This is a genomic window from Pseudomonas wuhanensis (genome assembly GCF_030687395.1).
GTDB lineage: Bacteria > Pseudomonadota > Gammaproteobacteria > Pseudomonadales > Pseudomonadaceae > Aquipseudomonas > Aquipseudomonas wuhanensis.
In genome coordinates this window covers 2,926,891-2,946,058 of the sequence record NZ_CP117430.1, presented here as the reverse complement: position 1 = coordinate 2,946,058, position 19,168 = coordinate 2,926,891, and the positions used below count along the sequence as shown (strand labels likewise).

Annotated in this window: 14 protein-coding genes, 1 tRNA gene and 1 pseudogene; 12 read left to right on the top strand and 4 right to left on the bottom strand. The window is 59.4% G+C overall.

Annotated features, from left to right (window positions below):
- Window positions 1-3: 3 nt before the first annotated feature.
- Window positions 4-105, top strand: a pseudogene (locus tag PSH88_RS13565) (2Fe-2S iron-sulfur cluster-binding protein); the annotation flags it as partial.
- 274 nt (window positions 106-379) lie between these two features.
- Here PSH88_RS13565 and PSH88_RS13560 read toward each other — a convergent pair.
- A complete protein-coding gene (locus PSH88_RS13560; RefSeq protein WP_305426765.1) occupies window positions 380-1,324 on the bottom strand; it encodes a proline iminopeptidase-family hydrolase in 945 nt (314 codons plus the stop codon).
- Between the two features lie 93 nt (window positions 1,325-1,417).
- The gene (locus PSH88_RS13555; RefSeq protein WP_305426764.1) at window positions 1,418-2,176 is read right to left on the bottom strand and encodes a LuxR family transcriptional regulator; all 759 of its coding nucleotides are present in this window, start codon (window positions 2,174-2,176) and stop codon (window positions 1,418-1,420) included.
- 180 nt (window positions 2,177-2,356) lie between these two features.
- On the opposite strand from PSH88_RS13555, the gene PSH88_RS13550 reads away from it, so the two are divergent.
- The 7 genes from PSH88_RS13550 to PSH88_RS13520 all read left to right on the top strand — a co-directional run bounded on the left by PSH88_RS13550 (window position 2,357) and on the right by PSH88_RS13520 (window position 10,755).
- A complete protein-coding gene (locus tag PSH88_RS13550) occupies window positions 2,357-3,244 on the top strand; it encodes a proline iminopeptidase-family hydrolase (RefSeq protein ID WP_305426763.1) in 888 nt (295 codons plus the stop codon).
- 3 nt (window positions 3,245-3,247) lie between these two features.
- Window positions 3,248-4,195 carry an ABC transporter permease gene (locus PSH88_RS13545; RefSeq protein WP_305426762.1) on the top strand — a complete coding sequence of 316 codons (948 nt, stop codon included), beginning with the start codon at window positions 3,248-3,250 and terminating at the stop codon, window positions 4,193-4,195.
- Window positions 4,192-5,046 carry an ABC transporter permease gene (locus PSH88_RS13540; RefSeq protein WP_305426761.1) on the top strand — a complete coding sequence of 285 codons (855 nt, stop codon included), beginning with the start codon at window positions 4,192-4,194 and terminating at the stop codon, window positions 5,044-5,046. Before PSH88_RS13545 ends, PSH88_RS13540 begins: the two co-directional genes overlap by 4 nt.
- Entirely contained in the window at window positions 5,043-6,029 is a 987-nt protein-coding gene (locus PSH88_RS13535) for an ABC transporter ATP-binding protein (protein ID WP_305426760.1), read from the top strand. The genes PSH88_RS13540 and PSH88_RS13535 overlap by 4 nt, the downstream gene beginning before the upstream one ends.
- Window positions 6,026-6,997: an ABC transporter ATP-binding protein gene (locus tag PSH88_RS13530; protein ID WP_305426759.1), complete on the top strand. Its 972-nt coding sequence runs from the start codon at window positions 6,026-6,028 to the stop codon at window positions 6,995-6,997. The genes PSH88_RS13535 and PSH88_RS13530 overlap by 4 nt, the downstream gene beginning before the upstream one ends.
- Window positions 6,998-7,029: 32 nt before the next feature.
- Window positions 7,030-8,544 (top strand): ABC transporter substrate-binding protein, encoded by a 1,515-nt coding sequence (locus PSH88_RS13525; protein ID WP_305426758.1) that lies wholly within the window; start codon window positions 7,030-7,032, stop codon window positions 8,542-8,544.
- A 213-nt stretch (window positions 8,545-8,757) separates the two neighbouring features.
- Window positions 8,758-10,755, top strand: coding sequence for a peptidase U32 family protein (locus PSH88_RS13520; protein WP_305426757.1), 1,998 nt, complete (start codon window positions 8,758-8,760; stop codon window positions 10,753-10,755).
- 201 nt (window positions 10,756-10,956) lie between these two features.
- Here the strand turns inward: PSH88_RS13520 and PSH88_RS13515 are convergent.
- Window positions 10,957-11,031 (bottom strand) — tRNA-Gln (locus tag PSH88_RS13515).
- A gap of 200 nt (window positions 11,032-11,231) precedes the next feature.
- On the opposite strand from PSH88_RS13515, the gene PSH88_RS13510 reads away from it, so the two are divergent.
- The 4 genes from PSH88_RS13510 (at window position 11,232) to PSH88_RS13495 (ending at window position 17,402) form a co-directional block, all read left to right on the top strand.
- Window positions 11,232-12,344 carry a CapA family protein gene (locus PSH88_RS13510; RefSeq protein ID WP_305426756.1) on the top strand — a complete coding sequence of 371 codons (1,113 nt, stop codon included), beginning with the start codon at window positions 11,232-11,234 and terminating at the stop codon, window positions 12,342-12,344.
- Between the two features lie 334 nt (window positions 12,345-12,678).
- The gene (locus PSH88_RS13505) at window positions 12,679-14,418 is read left to right on the top strand and encodes a dipeptidase (protein WP_305426755.1); all 1,740 of its coding nucleotides are present in this window, start codon (window positions 12,679-12,681) and stop codon (window positions 14,416-14,418) included.
- A 103-nt stretch (window positions 14,419-14,521) separates the two neighbouring features.
- Complete coding sequence (gene dapF / locus PSH88_RS13500; RefSeq protein ID WP_305426754.1) at window positions 14,522-15,340, top strand: diaminopimelate epimerase; 819 nt, start codon at window positions 14,522-14,524, stop codon at window positions 15,338-15,340.
- 97 nt (window positions 15,341-15,437) lie between these two features.
- Window positions 15,438-17,402 carry a metallophosphoesterase gene (locus tag PSH88_RS13495; protein ID WP_305426989.1) on the top strand — a complete coding sequence of 655 codons (1,965 nt, stop codon included), beginning with the start codon at window positions 15,438-15,440 and terminating at the stop codon, window positions 17,400-17,402.
- A 121-nt stretch (window positions 17,403-17,523) separates the two neighbouring features.
- Here PSH88_RS13495 and PSH88_RS13490 read toward each other — a convergent pair whose 3' ends face one another.
- Window positions 17,524-19,089 (bottom strand): carbohydrate porin, encoded by a 1,566-nt coding sequence (locus PSH88_RS13490; RefSeq protein ID WP_305426753.1) that lies wholly within the window; start codon window positions 19,087-19,089, stop codon window positions 17,524-17,526.
- Between the last annotated feature and the right edge of the window lie 79 nt (window positions 19,090-19,168).

Below are 19,168 nucleotides of genomic sequence, written 5' to 3'. Positions count from 1 at the left end.
CCGGCCGGTGCGATTGTTCCTTCGTCCTGCAGCCAGGGCCTCTGTGACACCTGCAAGACTGCCGTGCTGGAAGGTAGTGTGGAAATGAATCATAAAGAAGGGATAGGGGGGACATCGGCGTCGCCGAACTCCATGTTATAGATAGCCGGTACCCGCGGTGCCCTCAGATGTAGGGATAACCGTATTGAGGCGCGAGGGGCTGGGGCGCCGTGATCGACTTGATCCTGACAGAGAAATCCGTCAATCGTAGTGTGCTCGCCGCCCCGCTCGGCCAACCGTTGAAAACCAGAGAGATCTATGCGTTATACCCCCAACCTTCGCATCTGGAATGCTTGCCGGTCATGCAATGAGGCCGCCTCAGCAGCAGGAAAGACACAGGTCAGGCCCTCAGTTCTTCAAGCTTGCGATTGCCAACCATCGCCCCGTGCAAACACTCATCCAGGAACCTCACCACCGTCCCCATACAGGCGACCCGCTCCTCGACATGCGGCATGTGGCTGGAGTTCTGGAACAACGCCCAACGCACGTTCGGGATCTGCTCCAGATAAGGTCTGACCACCGTCGGTGTTGCTTCATCGTAGCGACCGGAGATCACCAGCGTCGGCACGTTGATGTGCCGCAAGCGGTCGACAATGGTCCAGTCTTTCAGGCTGCCTATTACATGAAACTCCGTCGGCCCGCTCATGGCATGGTAAACGGTGGGATCGGCATCGACCTGGGCAAACGTACGCGCGACTTCGTCCGGCCAGGGAAGGACGCGACACACGTGGTTATCGTAAAAGACTCTCGATGCCTGTTGATAGGCGACCGCTTGAAAATCCCCTGCCCGTTCGTATTCAAGCAATGTTTCATGCACACCGGCAGGCAGTAATTGACGTAAACGGTTGGCTTCCTCAACCCAGACGCGCATATCCGCAGGGGAATTGGCGGCGATCAAGGCCCGTAGCCCCGCAGGTTGCCGTACGGCGTGCTCACTGGCGAGCATGCCGCCCCATGATTGCCCCAGCAGCGCGTAACTGTCGCTGATTTCCAGATGATCCAGCAGGTTGTCCAGTTCATCGAGAAACAGCGCTACGTTCCAGAACGAGGCATCTTTTTCCGGCAGGTGGGTCGAGCGACCGTTACCCAATTGATCGTAATGAACCACTGGATACCCACTCGCGGCGATGTCCTTGAAAGCGTCGACGTAATCATGCGTGCAGCCCGGGCCGCCATGCAGAATCACCAGCGGCGGGTTCTTACCGTCGAAGTGACCCGTAACACGGTACCAGGTCTGATAAGGACCAAAAGGTGCGAAGCCTTCACGTATTCCGATAGATTCCATTTCTTCATGCCGCCCCTGAAAAACCGTATGGCACACGATAGCGGGATCAGATACTGGAAATAACTAGAGAAATAGATAGGTTTTTGCCCAATCTCAGCTATCGAGCAATCGATAATGGGTAGCCCGAACCACGGCCTGGACCCGATTCTTGGCCCCGAGTTTATGCATGGCCGAGGTCAGGTGGAGGCTGATGGTGGCCAATGAGCGATTCAGCTGGCTGGCTATCTCGGCGGCGGTCAGGCCCTCGGCCGCCCATTTAAGGCACTCGCGCTCACGTTTGGTCAGGTGAATGGGAGGCGTGTGAACCTCTTTGCCAAGCAACGGATAGGCCGCTTCCTGCAAGGCATGGGAAATCAGGCTGAAATCCGCCAGGGTCCGCCGGGCATCGCACAGGACACTGCTGCTGCTGGTACGCAGCCCGGTCAAGGAGGCAAAGCCGCCTCTGGGTAAATGAATCGGGACCGACACACCACAGGTCATCTGCGCGTCTTCCAGATAATTCACCACCGGCGCATGGCACTGACTGATGACCGGCTCCAGCAGGGTGTCAGTCCCAGGTTTGTAAGACCAGACAAAGGGTGAAACACAATTGAGTGCTACCTGCTGGACAGGGTCGATCTGGTAGTAACCCTCTGCACACCAACGCGCATGCCAATCGGCTGGCGTGTTGCGCAGTTTGAGCACCGCGGGCGTGATCAACTTGCCTTCATGGTCCAGCGGCACCGGGCTGTAGTCGTACACCAAGGCATCAAAGCCCAGCTCCTCGGCCAATAGCATGGCGTTGTCCATCTGCTCATCCAGGCTCTTGCCCGACAACAGACGGGGATTGAGGTCCGATAGCTTGGTTTGCATCCATTGCCCTCCCTAATTAATTTCAATCCTGAAATTCAGCACGTAGAATGCCACGCCTCGGCGAGGGACAGCCAGACCAAACCTATAACAAATACTAGCTTTTGGGCGCATGACTTACTGAGTAAGGTAGGCCATTTGGTCAGCATCCGAACCGGTCGGCATCATAAAGGGAGAGTTACGATGTGGCGTGAAATCGAACCGGACCAGCACTATAACGTCGAGGTCGACGGCCACAATCTGGTGGTTTACAGCTTTGGCGAGGGCGATGAGGTCCTGCTGTGCCTCAATGGAGGCCCGGGGCTTCCCTGCGATTATCTGCGTGACGCCCATGGTTGGCTCAAGGACAAGGGGTTGCGAGTTGTCGCCTTTGACCAACTCGGTACCGGAGCGTCTGACAGCCCCGAAGACCCGTCACTCTGGGACATCACCCGTTATGTCGCTGAGGTGGAAACCGTCCGTCAGGCCCTCGACCTGGGGCGGGTGCACTTGATGGGGCACTCCTGGGGCGGCTGGCTGGCGATCGAATATGCCATTTACCACCCTCACGAACTCAAAACCCTGATTCTGGAAAACACGGTAGGCGATATCCCGCACCTGTCTCAGGAACTGGAGCGTCTGCGTGGTGCTCTGGGCAGCGAAACCGTGGCCATGATGCAACGCCATGAAGCCATGGGCACCCTCGATCACCCGCAATACCAAGCCGCAATCACCCTCCTCAACTACCGCCACGTCTGCCGCCTGGACGAGTGGCCGGCGCCGGTCACGCGCTCTTTGGGCGACTGGAACATGGGGCCCTACACAACCATGCAGGGGCCGAATGAGTTTCTCTACGTCGGCAACCTGAAAAACTGGAACCGTCTGCAGGAAATGGCCGATTTCACCATGCCGGTGTTGATTACCACCGGCCAGCACGACGAACTCACACCGGCCTGTGCAATGCGCATGAAAATGGCGCTCAAGGATGCTGCACTGCATGTGTTCCCCAACAGCAGCCATATGCCCTTCTACGAAGAACCTCATGCCTACTTTCCGGTGTTGCTGGATTTCCTCCAGCGCCACCGAGGTTAGTCGATGAATCTGTCGCGTTACCGTTTCATCCTGTCACGGCCCCTGCAACTGCTACCGGTGCTGTTTGGCATCAGTCTCATCACGTTTGTGCTGGTGCGCTCGATTCCCGGCGACCCGGCGCGCGCCCTGCTCGGCTCGCGCAGTACGCCGGAGGGGCTGCTCAGGGTTCGCGCTCAGTTCGGCCTCGATCAGCCGCTGTGGATGCAATATTTCTACTTCCTGAAAAACCTGTTCAACGGCGACCTCGGCCAGTCATTGCTGTACAAGGTCGACGCCTTGAAACTGATCAGCACGCGCATCGAGCCCACGCTGTTTCTGGTGCTTGGCAGTGTGCTGCTGGCCATGTTGATCGCGGTGCCGCTGGCCACCGTTGCGGCCCGTAACAAGGGTGGCTGGGGCGACAACCTGATCCGCCTGTTCACCACCGCCGGGCTCGGCATGCCGGCGTTCTGGCTGGGGATCATGTTGATCCTGCTATTCAGTGTGCAACTGGGCTGGTTCCCGGTTTCCGGCTACGGCCGTTCCTGGCTGGACAAACTGCACCACATGGTCCTGCCCTGCCTGACCATTGCCCTGGCGTTATCAGCGGTATTGGTGCGCAATTTGCGGGCAAGCATGCTGATGGAACTGCAAGCCGACCATGTCACGGCAGCCCGGGCTCGCGGTCTGACTGAAGACGCGGTGTTTCGTCGCCATGTGCTGCCCAACTCGCTCGTACCCGCCGTCAACCTGCTGGCGGTGAACATCGGCTGGTTGATCAGCGGCACAGTGGTCATCGAGAGTCTGTTCGCCATTCCCGGGATCGGCCAGTTATTGGTCCGAGGCATCTTCACTCGAGACTATATGGTGGTCCAAGGAGTTGCGATGGTGCTGGCTTGCGCCACCGTGGCGGTAAACTTTCTCGCCGATGTCATCACGGTAGCCATCGATCCACGCGTGAACATCCGATGAGCAGTCAGGCAACAGTTGCCCCTCGACTGAACCTGCGCCTGGGTTTGCGCAATCCTCGATTGGCAATGGGATTGGGCCTGGCAATCCTGCTCGGCTGGCTGGTGCTGGCGATCTTCGCGCCCTGGATCGCGCCCTTCGATCCAATCGCCCAGAACACTGATATTCGCCTGCTGGCGCCCCATCTGGCCCACCCGTTCGGCACCGACAATTTTGGCCGCGACGTCTTGTCTCGAGTGATCTGGTCGGCCCGCATTGACTTGCAGCTGGCCGTGATCGGGGTGATTTTTCCGTTTCTGATCGGCACCTGTGTCGGGGCCTTGTCCGGCTATATCGGCGGGCGTTTCGATACGTTCTGCATGCGCCTGATCGATATCATCCTGGCCTTCCCGTTCCTGGTGTTAATGCTGGCGATCATGGCGATCCTCGGCCCTGGCCTGATGAGTTTCTACATCGCCATGGCACTGGTGGGCTGGGTGTCCTACGCACGGTTGATCCGCTCGCAGATCCTGATACTCAAGGAAAGCGATTTCGCCCTGGCCGCCAAAAGCCTCGGCTTCGGCCATGGGCGCATTCTGTTTCGGCACCTGCTGCCGAACGCTATGTTCGGCTCGATCGTGTTTTCCATGTCCGATGCGGTGCTGGTGTTGCTCAACGGCGCGGCGGTCAGTTACCTCGGCCTCGGGGTTCAACCGCCCACCGCCGAGTGGGGCACGATGGTCGCCGAGGGCCAGAGTTTCATCACCTCCGCCTGGTGGATCTGCACCTTTCCGGGATTGGCGATCGTCACCCTGGCCATGGGCTTCAGTCTGCTGGCCGACGCTGTTGCCGAACATCTGGGTGAACGCTCATGAGTGCGCCTTTGCTGAAGGTCGAAGAACTCAGCGTCATCGCCCGTAAGGGTGAGCACGAGGTGACCCTGGTGGATCGCTTGTCCTTTGACCTGGCCGAGGGTGAGGTGCTCGGACTGGTGGGGGAAAGCGGCTCCGGCAAAACCATGGCTTGTCGGGGGTTAATGAGACTGCTGCCGTCGCCCAACCTGCGAGTCGAAGGCACAACCGTGCAACTGGCGGGGGAAAATCTATTGCATCTGGACGAGGCCGGCATGCGCCGCATGCGTGGGCGCCAATTAGGGATGATTTTCCAGAACCCCAGCAGCCATCTCGACCCGTTGATGCGCATTGGCGAACAGATTGGCGAAGGTATTCGTCTGCACCAAGGCGCCAGCAAGCGTGAAGCCCGGGCCCAGGCCATCGACGTACTTCGGCAAGTGGGTATTCCCGATCCGCAGCGGCGAGTCGACAGTTACCCTCACGAATTTTCCGGCGGCATGCGCCAGCGAGCGATGATCGCCGTGGCGCTGGGTTGCAACCCGAACGTGCTGATCGCCGACGAGCCCACTACTGCCCTCGACGTCACGGTGCAAGCGCAGATCCTGCGCCTGCTGTTGGATCTTCGCGATCAGCGCGGCCTGTCAATCATCTTGATCACCCATGACCTGGGGGTCGTTGCCCAGACCTGCGACTCGATTGCAGTGATGTACGCCGGACGCTTGTGCGAGCACGGCAACAAACACGAGGTGCTGGCCCATCCACGCCATCCTTACACCGCTGGGCTGATCGACTGTCAGCCGGCCACCAGTCACGGTCACGCATTGCTCAAAACCATCGCCGGGCAACCGCCCCTGCTCGATGCCCTGCCCCACGGTTGCCGCTTCAATCCGCGCTGCCAGCAAATCGGCAACCATTGCACAACACTGATGCCGAGTTTGCAGCCCGTCAGCCATGGACACCGCATCGCTTGCCATTACCCCTTGGCCGCCGGAGACCGCTCATGACCCTGCTCGAGGTCAAGGATCTGCACGTGCGCTTCGCCGCTCCGGGCACTGGTTTGCTGGGCATGAACCGGCAATGGCTGACAGCGGTCAACGGTGTTTCGCTGACCCTCTCGGCCGGAGAAACGCTCGGGCTGGTCGGCGAGTCGGGCAGTGGCAAAAGCAGCCTGGGGCGGGCGATCCTGCACCTTAACGAGATTTACGCCGGGCAGGTGCTGTTCGACGGCATCGACATGGCCCACGCAGGGAAGATTGACATCGAGAGGCTGCGTCATGAGACGGCGATGGTTTTTCAGGACCCTTACGCCGCTCTCAACCCACGCCTGAGCATCGGCCAGACCCTGGCGGAAGTGCTCCGGGTACAACGCAAAGTGCCGGAATCGCTGATTGCCGCCCGAGTCGATGAACTGCTGACCCTGGTCGGTCTGCGCCCCGAGCTGGCCTCCCGTAAACCACACGCCTTGAGCGGCGGCCAATGCCAGCGTGTCGGGATCGCCCGTGCGCTGGCCGTGGAGCCGCGCCTGATCGTTGCCGATGAATGCGTGGCCGCGCTGGACGTGTCGATTCAGGGCCAGATCATCAACCTGCTACTGGAGCTGCGCCAGCGCATGAACCTGGCGATTGTGTTCATTGCCCATGATCTGGCGATCGTTCGCCGGCTCTGTGATCGGGTGGCGGTGATGTACCTGGGCAAGATTGTCGAAGAAGGCCCCGTGGAGGACGTATTCCGCTCCCCGCGACATCCTTATACCGCCGCACTGATCCAGTCGATTCCGCAAATCGACCCAACCCGGGCGCTACCCACCGACCCTTTGTCCGGCGAACCGCCCAGCCCCTTGCAGCTGCCATCCGGCTGCGCTTTTCACCCGCGCTGTCGCTACGTTCGTCCCACCTGTAGCCAGGTGGCGCCCCCTACCCGTCAACTCGACGCTCGCCGTTACGACTGCGTGCTCGAAGAGCCACTGTTTTAAAAACAACGCACTCATCAAGAAGGAGTTTGACCATGAGATCCAGGCATTTGAAATTGCTCGCCGCAGCCACATTGACCGCTTGCACCCTTGCCAGCGGTATCGCTCAGGCGGCGGGTGTACTCACCATCGGTTGCCGTGAAGAAAGCACCACGTTCGACCCGATCAAAAGCGCGCAAAACCGCGATACCTGGGTGTTTTCCAATGTCTACGACACACTGATCCGGGTCGACAAGGCCGGCAGCAAGATGGAACCCGGCTTGGCTGAAAGCTGGAAAGTCTCCGACGATGGCCTGACCTACACCTTCAAAATGCGCGCGGCGAAATTCTCCGACGGCTCACCGATCACAGCCGATGACGCGGCATTCAGTCTGTTGCGCACTCGCGATAACAAAGCCTCGCTGTGGAGCGATGCCTACAAACTGATCGACACGGCGAAAGCGGCCGATCCGCGAACCCTGGTCGTCACCCTGACCACCCCGTCGGTACCGTTCCTCTCGCAACTGGCCTCACCGACCGTGTCGGTTCTCTCGCAGAAGGCCATGACCCGCATGGGCGAAGATGCTTATGCCCAGGAGCCTGTGGTCTCAGGGGCCTTTTTCGTCAAGGAGTGGCTGCGCGGCGATCGTGTGAAGTTAGAGAAGAACCCGCATTTCTGGCAGGCCGACAGGGTCAGCCTGGATGGCGTGGAGTGGATTTCCATTCCGGACGACAATACCCGGATGCTCAAGGTGCAGGCAGGCGAGCTGGACTCCGCGATCTTCGTACCGTTTTCGCGAGTCGATGCGCTGCGCAAGGATCCCAACCTGACCATCCACTCCGACCCTTCCACTCGGGAAGATCACCTGTTGATCAACCATGAGCACGGGCTGCTGAGCAAGCCTGAAGTACGTCAGGCACTGGACATGGCCATCAACAAAAAATCGGTGGTAGATACCGTCACCTTCGGCCATGGCCAGGAGGCTTACTCCTACATCCCCAAGGGCTCGCTTTACCACTACGCCGACAATTTGAAACGTCCATTCGACCCGACCAAAGCCAAGCAGATGCTGAGCGATGCCGGCGCAGCGGGCATGAAGCTGAACTATGTGGTCAACGCTGGTAACGAAGCCGATGAGCAGATTGCCGTGCTGGTTCAACAGCAACTGGCGGCCGTCGGTGTGACCGCCACCCTGCAAAAGGTCGACCCCACCCAGAGCTGGCAGATGCTGGTCGACGGTGACTACGACCTGTCCGTGATGTACTGGACCAACGACATCCTCGACCCGGACCAGAAGACCACCTTCGTTCTGGGCCACGACACCAACATGAACTACATGACCCGCTACAAGAACGACAAGGTCAAGAATCTGGTGTCGGCTGCCCGAGTGGAAGCGGACCCGGCCAAGCGTGAACAGATGTACGTCGACTTACAAAAGGTCGCCAAACTGGATGTCAACTGGATCGACCTTTACTACAGCCCGTACATCAATATTTCGCGCAAGAACATAGAAAACTTCCAGCAAAACCCGCTGGGGCGTTTCTCTCTTGAGGAAACGGTGAAGAACTAAGGAGTGGCTGTTGCGCTTAAGCAAGCAGCACCAGCGCAACCCGTACTGATCCAGCAATAAAAAATGGACACTCTGAAAAGAGGTCCATTTTTTTTGGGCCAATCCGACGGCCCCGCTCAGCAAACAGTCGCCATCGGGCAGCCTACGGGTGCCGGTCAAACGTTTCGCCGCTACAATGCGCACCTTGACCGTGACAAGCCAGACTAAAAAAACATGTCCCTACCCAAACATCACCTGGAACTGCTCAGCCCCGCCCGCGACGTGGCCATTGCCCGCGAGGCCATCCTGCATGGCGCTGATGCCGTGTACATCGGGGGCCCGAGCTTCGGCGCCCGCCACAACGCCTGTAACGAGGTGAGCGATATCGCCCAATTGGTGGAATTCGCCCGTCGCTACCACGCCCGGGTGTTCACCACCATCAACACGATCCTGCACGACAACGAGCTGGAGCCGGCGCGCAAGCTGATCCACCAGTTGTACGACGCCGGCGTCGATGCGCTGATCGTCCAGGACCTGGGCGTGATGGAGTTGGACATCCCGCCGATCGAGTTGCACGCCAGCACCCAGACCGACATCCGCACCCTGGCGCGGGCGAAGTTCCTCGACCAGGCCGGCTTCTCCCAATTGGTACTGGCCCGCGAGCTGAACCTCAAAGAGATCCGCGCCATTGCCGACGAGACCGACGCGGCCATCGAATTCTTCATCCACGGCGCGCTGTGCGTCGCGTTCTCCGGCCAGTGCAATATTTCCCACGCGCAGACCGGCCGCAGCGCCAACCGTGGCGACTGCTCCCAGGCTTGCCGCCTGCCGTACACCCTCAAGGACGAAAAAGGCGGTGTGATCGCCTACGAAAAACACCTCCTGTCGATGAAGGACAACAACCAGAGCGCCAACATCCGCGCGCTGGTGGAAGCCGGCGTGCGCTCGTTCAAGATCGAGGGTCGCTACAAAGACATGGGCTATGTGAAGAACATCACCGCCTACTATCGCCAGCGCCTGGACGAGGTTCTCGAAGACCGCCCGGACCTGGCCCGCGCGTCCAGCGGCCGCACCGCGCACTTCTTCCTGCCCGACCCGGAAAAGACCTTCCACCGCGGCAGCACCGACTACTTCGTCAGCGACCGCAAGATCGACATCGGCGCCTTCGACACACCCACCTTCACCGGCCTGCCGGTGGGCGTGGTGGAGAAAGTCGGCAAGCGCGATCTGCTGGTGGTCACCCACGAACCGCTGTCCAACGGCGACGGCCTCAATGTGCTGGTCAAGCGCGAGGTGGTGGGCTGGCGCACCAACATCGCCGAGCCGAAGGGCGAGTTCGAAGAGGACGGGGAAAAGCGCTACCGCTATCGTGTGGAGCCCAACGAAATGCCCACGGGGTTGCACCAGCTGCGACCGAATCACCCGCTGAACCGCAACCTCGACCACAACTGGCAACAGGCCCTGCTCAAGACCTCCGCCGAGCGCCGGGTGGGTCTGGCCTGGGTCGCCCGCCTGCGCGAGGATCGCCTGGAACTGACCGCCACCAGCGAAGAAGGTGTCAGCGCCAGTGTCGCCCTGGACGGTCCTTTCGGTCTGGCCAACAAGCCGGAACAGGCCCTGGAGCAACTGCACGACCTGCTCGGTCAACTGGGCACCACTCAGTACCACGCCACCGCAATTGAGCTGGATGCACCGCAGGCATATTTCATCCCCAACTCGCAGCTCAAGGCCTTGCGTCGCGAAGTCATCGAAGCGCTGACCGCGGCCCGCATCAAGGCTCACCCACGGGGTGGTCGCAAGGCCGAGACCGATCCGCCACCGGTGTACCCGGAGTCGCACCTGTCGTTCCTGGCCAACGTCTACAACCAGAAAGCCCGCGACTTCTATCACCGGCACGGCGTCAAGCTGATCGACGCGGCCTATGAGGCTCACGAGGAGACCGGCGAGGTGCCGGTGATGATCACCAAGCACTGCCTGCGTTTCTCCTTCAACCTCTGCCCCAAGCAGGCCAAGGGTGTCACCGGCGTGCGCACCAAGGTCGCGCCGATGCAGCTGGTGCATGGTGACGAGGTGCTGACGCTGAAGTTCGACTGCAAGCCTTGCGAGATGCACGTGATCGGCAAGATGAAGGGACACATCCTTGACCTGCCGCAACCGGGCAGCGTGCAGCCGGTTGTCGGCCACATCAGCCCTGAAGACCTGCTCAAGACCATCCCTCGCGCGCCCCACTGAGTGACTTGCGAGCGCGCCGCTACGGCGCCGCGCTCGCTGCGCTCGCAAGACGGCTGAATGTTAAAGGCGTCACCCAGAGGGATTTGCAGGCATAAAAAAACGCCAGACCGGATCGGCACTGGCGTTTTCTGTAAAGACAATCATCCGGGACTCCCGCAATACCTGCCGGCGGAGGCCATACTTGGATGAGTATCAGGAAAATGGCAGGGGCGGCTGGATTCGAACCAACGCATGGCAGGATCAAAACCTGCTGCCTTACCGCTTGGCGACGCCCCTGTATCTGTTGCTGCGAGTGCCCGGCGCTGAGTTTTCGGCTTGCGGGCCACATCGAGATGTTGCGTCCTTGCGCTACAAGCCCTGTTGGGGCCTCTGCAAGAACGGGCGGGAATTTATCAACTTTTGCTTCGCCTGGGAAGGCCGAAACAAAAATATATTTGTTTTAAAACAGATGCTTACTCCTGATCCTGGAGGGTGCCATGGCAGCTGTTACCGATTCACTGAAGCTGTTTCTCGCCGGCGATGTCATGACTGCCCGCGGCATCGACGCAGTACTGCCGTATCCTGGCGATCCGCGGCTTTACGAAGACTACGTCAAGCATGCCGGCGTTTATGTCCGGCTGGCAGAACGACTCAATGGCCCGATTCCCCTCCCCGTTGATTTCACCTATGTCTGGGGCGTTGCGCTGGATGAGTTTGAACTTCGCCAGCCACACGCACGCATCATCAATCTGGAAACTGCGGTGTCCCGCCGTGGACGACCGGAGCAAAAGGGCATCAATTACCGCATGAGCCCGGAGAACTTCCCGGCCATCAGCGCAGCCGGCATCGACTGCTGCGTGCTGGCCAACAACCATGTGCTGGACTGGGGGGCCGCCGGCCTGGCCGATACGCTGGATACCTTGTCGAGCAACGGTATGTGCAGCGCCGGCGCCGGGCACAACCGACAATCTGCCGAAGCGCCCGCCGTGCTGCCGCAGCCCGGCGGGCGGCGCTTGCTGGTGTTTGGCCTCGGCGTACCCGACAGCGGCATTCCGCTGGACTGGGCCGCCACGGACAAGCGCGCGGGCGTCGCGCGGTTGGAAGATCTGACGATGCACAGCCTGCGCCCTGTGGCCGAACGGATTCTCGAGAGCAAAAAACCGGGCGATCTGGTGGTCGCCTCCATTCATTGGGGCGGCAACTGGGGGTTCGATATCCCGCGCGAGCAAGTCCGGTTCGCCCATGCCTTGATCGACGAGGCCGGAGTTGACGTGGTGCACGGGCATTCCTCGCACCACATCAAGGGCATCGAGGTGTACCGCGAACGCCTGATTCTCTATGGCTGCGGTGATCTGCTGAACGACTACGAAGGCATCGAGGGCCACACAGACTTTCGCGGCGACCTGGGCCTTCTGTACTTTGCCTCGTTGGACCCGGGCGGGAACCTCAAGTCACTGGAGCTGATACCCACCCGCCTGCGTCGCTTTCGCCTCTGTCGCGCCGAAGGGGATGACCGTCAATGGCTGCACGACACCCTTTCTCGCGAGTGCATACGCTTGGGCAGCAGCCTCCAGCCGGGCGCGAAAAATGCCTTCGAGTTGCGTTGGTAGGTGCCTAGCTTTGTGGCGAGCGAGCTTGCTCGCGCTGGGCTGCGTAGCGGCCCCAAAAACCTTATAACAATCACCGATTTTTGTGAGTGCTACGCACTCAAGCGGGAGCAAGCTCCCTCGCCACAGGTTTCTCACTGACTCAAGACTCTCTTAAATGAACAGCATCGGGGAACCTTCCCGGTTTTTTCGTTTCTGCGTCGCTTTTGCATTTTTGTGCGACAGATCCCGCTTCAGGGACTCCCGTACCACTCCCTCATGGTGTTAGTTTGGAAAAGTTTCTGACTCATCGACCAGATTTTTCTCACAAACTGCCTGCAAAGGAATGCCCCCAACAATGGATTTCTCACTCAAACACCTGACCGCGACAACCCTGATGCTGGCCAGCCTTTCGTCGTTCACCACGTCCGCGCACGCCAACATCACCCCGCAACAGAGCGCGACCATCCTCAAGACCTTCAGTGACGCATCGGTAACCGATTTCAGGCAGTTCCTGGGACGCCTGGCCAAGAGCGACGTTGCCAAAACCAACGGCCTCGGCCCGGCAATCAGTGCCTTCCAGAGCAACAAGACCCTTACCCCTGAACAGCAGAACGAGATCCATCGCTTGCTTGGCCTCTATGCACGGGTGAAATACGGCAATGCTGCCACCGAAACCCTGCGCGAGCTGGTGGCAATCCCGACCTTCCGCGTGGACGGCGTTGCTCAGCACGACAATCCCGAATTCATCAAGATCGCCGACAAGCTCAAGGGCCTTGCCCAGGCCTTCAACCTGAACTTTCGCAACATCGACAACCGCGTCTATGAAATCTCCCTCGCAGGCAACGGCGACGAAGTCGTGGGCATTCACGCTCATGCCGATGTGGTGCCCGTGACGCCGGAGAACTGGGTTCTGAAAGACGGCACCCGCCTCGATCCGTTCAAGGTCACCCTGGTCGGCGACCGCATGTATGGCCGGGGCACCGAGGATGACAAGAACGGCATTGTGGTGGCGCTCTACGCCATGAAGATCATCAAGGAAGAGAAACTGCCGCTGGCCAGGAATTTCAAGCTGCTGGTAGACACCACCGAAGAAACCACGGGCGACGCCATCCCCTATTACTTCGAACACAACCCGACACCCAACTACAACCTGGCGCTGGATGGCGGCTACCCGGTAGTGATTGCCGAGAAAGGCTATGGCACCGTCATGGCAAGCTTTGCCCGTCGTAACGCACAGGGTAAGGGCGCTGAAATCACCTCAATGACCGGCGGCCTGGCAACCAACCAGATTCCTTCGACTTCAGTCGCCACCCTGGTGACTGACAAGCCCGCCGAATTGGCCGCCAGCCTGCAGAAGGCCGGTAGCGATTATGCCAAGCGCAATGGCGGCAACTTCGAGGTGAGCGCCAAGGTCGTCGGCAAGGACGTCCAGCTGACGGTCACCGGCGTTTCCGCCCACTCCTCCGAGCCCGAGTCAGGCGTCAACCCGGTGGCAAGGATGCTGGACTTCATCAACAGCCTCGACGGGAAGGTCGCGCTCAAGCACAACCACATGACCGACGCCGCCCGCTACGCCGCCGACAACTGGGGGCTGGACTACCTGGGTAACAAATTGGGGGTCGGTTTTTCCGATGCCTTCATGGGACCGCTGACCGCATCCCTGACCTATGTCGGGATGGATGAAAAAGCCTTCAAGCTCGCAGTCAACCTGCGCGTGCCGAAGGGCAAATCCCCTGAAGTGCTCAAGACCGAAATCGCCGACAAGCTTGGCGCCTGGAGCAAGAAGACCGACATTGCGGCGGCCTTTGACTACTCGATCGCCGAGCCGATGCACCGCAATCCTGAGGGTGAATGGGTCAAGGCGCTGCTGGCCGTGGCCAGCGAAAACCTTGGCATGGAACACAAGTTCGGCACCTCTGCCGGCGCCACTTCGGTCCATGAGCTGCCCAATGGCGTGCAATTCGGCCTGGCCAGGCCCGAGGTCAAATACACTGGCCACAATGACAACGAGTTCAAGACCGTCGACCAGTTCCTGCTGGACCTGCAGATCGTGACCGAAATGTTCGGGCGCATCGGACAGTTGCCGAAACTCTGATCCCCCTTTCGGACCCGCTATTCTGGCGGGTCCATTTCTATTCGAATGAGGCTGGATCGCCTTCTAACATCATCCCCCCATGTCTCGTCGACAGGATCTCTTTATGCCGCTGAGTTTTCATAAAATGCACGCCAATGGCGATGACTTCGTCATTGTGGACTCGCGAAACTCGGCCAATCCAATCACAAGCGCCATGGCTCGGCGAATGGGTGATCGGCACCGAGGCGTCGGATTCAATCAACTCGCGGTGATGCTCGATTGCGATGATGCCGTGGCGCGCTTGATGTTCTGGAATGCTGATGGTTCCACGCTGGATGCCTGTGGCAGCGCAACGCGGGGTGCCGCGGATGTGTTGATGCGTGAATCAAATACTACGTCGATAGCGCTGCGAACCAACCGTGGTCTCCTCACGTGTGAACGAACCTCAACGGGTACGATTTCCGTCAACATGGGGGAACCGCTTTTCGGCTGGTCGGATATTCCCCTGGCTCTGGAAATGGATACTGCTGTTTTACCACTCGCGGGTGAGCCAGCAGCTACCAGCATGGGCAATCCGCACTGCACCTATTTTGTGGATGACCTGACAGCCATTGATATAGTGACCCTCGGACCGACCATTGAAACCAACCCTCTATTCCCCCTCAAGACGAATGTGCATTTCGTCCAGATCATTAACCGAAAGCACATTCGGTTGCGCATTTGGGAGCGCGGGGGTGGTATTCCACTCGGTTCAGGTTCCTGCTCTTGTGGTGCGGCAGTTAACGGAATTCGTCGTGGCTTGTTAGACCCTCGCGTTGAGGTTGAATGTGATGGCGGTACCGTAACGGTTCAATGGGATGGCGTGGGACCGGTCTTTCTCATCGGGCCGGTAGAGACCACGTTTTCGGGAACGATTCACGACAGCCTCTCCTTGAGGCTATGAACCGGCGGCCATCGCATAACTGACCTATTCTGAATCGACCGACAAAAGATCACCCTTTTGAGGTACCTGAACTCGTTACAGCAATGGAGGCTGAATGATGAAGGAGCAATCGATTGAGTTTCGCGCTGGAGAGGCGCCTACGCCGCACGCTGCGCCCCTCGCCATGACCCGTTCCACCCAATCCCCCACGCTCAATAGCCGCATAGAACTTTATACCCAGGAGGCGATGGTCAATTGGCTAGGCCCGTTGCAGCTAATGCGCACGGGCTTACAAACGGCTGTCGCCACCACGATGGGTGCCTTCGCGGACCCACGCGAGGTGCTGGCCATGCTCAACCCTCGGGACTCTAACCCGCCCATCCAGGTGGCTGCCGACGGTGACGTGTGGATCGACTATCTGGCCGACACCGGCGATGGCTGGGACTCCACCTATTCCATGGCGCTGTGCGTCAGCCATGCTGTCGAGTTGCCGGAACACCAGCTCTCGCTGCCGCGCGGCGATGTGCTGCTGCTCGGCGGTGACCAGGTCTATCCCACACCGGCCCGCAACGGCTACCGCACCCGTTTCCTTGATCCCTTCCGCGCCGCATTTCCCGCGCCGGTACCCAAGGAACGCCCTGATGACCAGGACCAGCCCGTGCGACAGCCGGGTGCACCGTGGATATTGGCGACGCCCGGCAACCACGATTGGTATGACGGTCTGCGCGGTTTCTCCCAACTGTTTTGCGAGCAGAAGCCCATCGGCGCTTGGGAAACCCGCCAGCGCACCGGTTACTACGTGCTGCAACTGCCCCATGGCTGGTGGATCTGGGGCCTGGATCTGCAGTTTGAATCCATGATCGACCGACAGCAGAAGCAATACTTCGAGCAGATGCACGCCAAATTGCAGCCAGGCGATCGCGTGATCCTCTGCACACCCGAGCCGAGTTGGGTGGACGAAGCCGAACGGCTGGCACGCGAGGAGAGCAAGGCCTTGCCCTCGATCGAAACCCAGACGCCGCGCTTTCGCAGCCTGCGCGAGATCGAGGAGCTTTTGGGTGATCACCTGGCGGTGGTGTTGGCCGGAGACTCGCACCACTACGCGCGCTATCAGCCAAAAGCTGGCACCCCGGCGCCGCAGCGCATCACCTGCGGAGGCGGTGGCGCCTTCTTGAATGCCACCCATCAGCTTCCAGATCCGCCCAAGCCGATCAACGTTGGCGGCACCCGACAGCACTACGAGCTGGCTGCGGTCTACCCGGACAAAAAGACCTCCGAGCAACTGCGTAATCGGGCGTGGCGGCTACCCACCCGCAACCTCTCGTTCTGCGGCATGCTTGCCATCTTGTACCTGCTGTTCGACTGGATGGTACAAAGCGCCAGTACGGTGCCCCACCCGGCACGAGGCAACCGCAGTCTGATGGACGTATTGTCTGACCTCCAAGCGTCTATTCCCAACATCAGCGAAGTTTGGCGACACCTGCTCCTGGTCCTGTCACACAGTCCTTCGTCGGTAATGTTCGCCGTGATCATTGTGCTGGGTTGCGCAGTGTTCTCAGCCGCCGGGGTCAAGCGCACCCGAAAGCTCGCCTATGCCATTGGAGCGGCTCACGGGTTACTTCATCTGGGACTGGCGATCGGACTGCTATGGCTGATGGGCCGTGTCAACATCCACTACTTGCAGCTCGAGGTAGAAAACCTGTACCAGGTTTCGTTGTTCCTGGCGGAGACGCTGGTGCTCGGTGGCAGTTTGGGAGGCCTGTTGTTCGGCGCATGGATGGTGATGGGCAACACCTTTTGGGGGCTACATAGCGAGGCGGTTTTTTCCTCGCAGTGCATCGCCGACCACAAATGCTTCCTGCGCATGCACTTCAAAGGCGACCAACTCACCCTTTACCCACTCAAGTTGGAAAAGGTCTGCCGGCGCTGGTCCCTGGGATCAGGCGTCGCCAAACTGGCGAAGGTGCAGCGCACCTGGAGGTTGCGGGCAACGCCTGAAAGCACCGGCCCGCGCTTCGTGCCAGCCTCGGGTACGCTCGAACTGCAACTGATCGAGCCGCCCATCGTGATTCAGCGTGAGTAAAACCGCTTTCGTAGGAGCCAGCGGTGCGGCGATCCGACTTGCCGGCGAAGGCACTTTTAAGAGCGCCTTCGCCGGCAAGCCTGGCTCCTACAGGTAAGGCCTGTCGCAGATGAAGCAGGTATCAGAACCAGGTTTCCATCTGTATACCGTATTGCCACACACCGCCGGCGTTGAAGTCCGACTTGCCGAAGTTGTCTGTGGAACTGTATCGGTCCAGGTCCGAGGACCAGTTCATGACGCTGGCGAACACGCGCAATTCGGGACGTGTGAGCAGGTCTCCAAAGTCAGGCTTGAATGTCGGAGCAATCGTGAATTTCCAGAAGTTACCGTCGACTGCATTACGTTGCATATAGCCCTTGGGATCGAGGTCCATGGTTTGCCAGCTCATTTCGTAGGCCATCTCGAAATTGCTGTTGATTTCATTGGCCAACCGCACGTTCAGGGTCATCCAGCGGTAGTCGTCACCTTTGACGTACCTGTCCTTGCTCTGTTCGGCCAACAAGCTGGGGCCGATGCGCCAGCCGGGAGCAATGGGTGTCTCACCATAAAGCGCCAGACGCAGCGCGCGGGCATCGTCGATCAGTTCGCCATCCGAGCCGATGTTCTTGACCTCTGCCCCCAGACCCTGCCCATAGAGCAGTGCCGTTTTGAAGAAGCCTTCCCTGCCGAAAAAGTTTTTCTGGTGATTGGCCACCATGCTGTGCAAGCCGGAATCCGCAGGCGTCAGGCCCGCTTCATTGCTGCGGGTGCCAAAGTCGTTTTTCTTTGAGCCAATGCCATTGAACATCCACTGCCACTGACCATTATCAAAGAACTGGTTGGAGGTCAGGATGTAGCTTTCCACATCGGCATTGACACCGCCCTCACTGAAATCCCCGTAGTTACGCCCGATCAAGGAGTAGTTCGAGCGCCAATCCTTGTTCATCTGCACATCGTAGATGCCACCCCCGGTGCCGGCCAGAAAGATGACATCCGAGTCCAGCCAGTGGATATCGAAGTTATCTCTGTCGAATCGTTTGCCTGCCCACAGGGTGGAATTCTCGAACACTGAGTTGCCCTTGAAAGCGGCGAGATGGTCGAGTTCGGTAAAGACCTGACGCACGTTCAGGTTACTTTCTTCGGCCGTCCAGTCATTGGAACTCTCCACACCGTCGGCGATGGACACCGTGAATTTGGAACGGGTGCCGTTCTGCGCATAGATTTCTTTCGACAGGTCTATACGCATGTAGGTGTCGTCTTCGTTACCGAGTCGCCCGACGGCACCACCGACTGAACCGGCCGGGGTTGTATAAGGGCCGCCACGACCACCACCCAGCCCATCGTTGATCAGCAATCCGGAGCGGGCGTAGCCCTTGAAGCTGAAGCCGTCAGTCAGGTGTCCGTTACTGTTCTGCTTTTCCATGCTTTGCTGACGGGCTTCGAGTTTTGCCAGCCGGGTGTCCAAAGCAGGCGCCGAAATGGCTGTTGCAGTGGACGCAGCCGGCTGCAAGGCGGGAGTAGCAAGTTTGATCTGCTGCAATTCTCTGGCAAGTGCCTGGGTTTGCTGTTCAGCGGCGGCTGCACGTTTTTCCGCGGCGCTGGCACGGGCTTCAAACGCGGCCATGCGCTCTTCCAGAGTCGCGGCCTGAGAGGTGGCCGCCGAGGTGCCGAGTACGCCTGCGAGTAGCCAGCTTGATGCTTTCTGCATGGGGGATTTCCTGTTTTGTTTTTATTTTTCTGTCCTGCGACCGGCCTTTTTTTCGTGAATTGTTAATTGTCAAAATCCA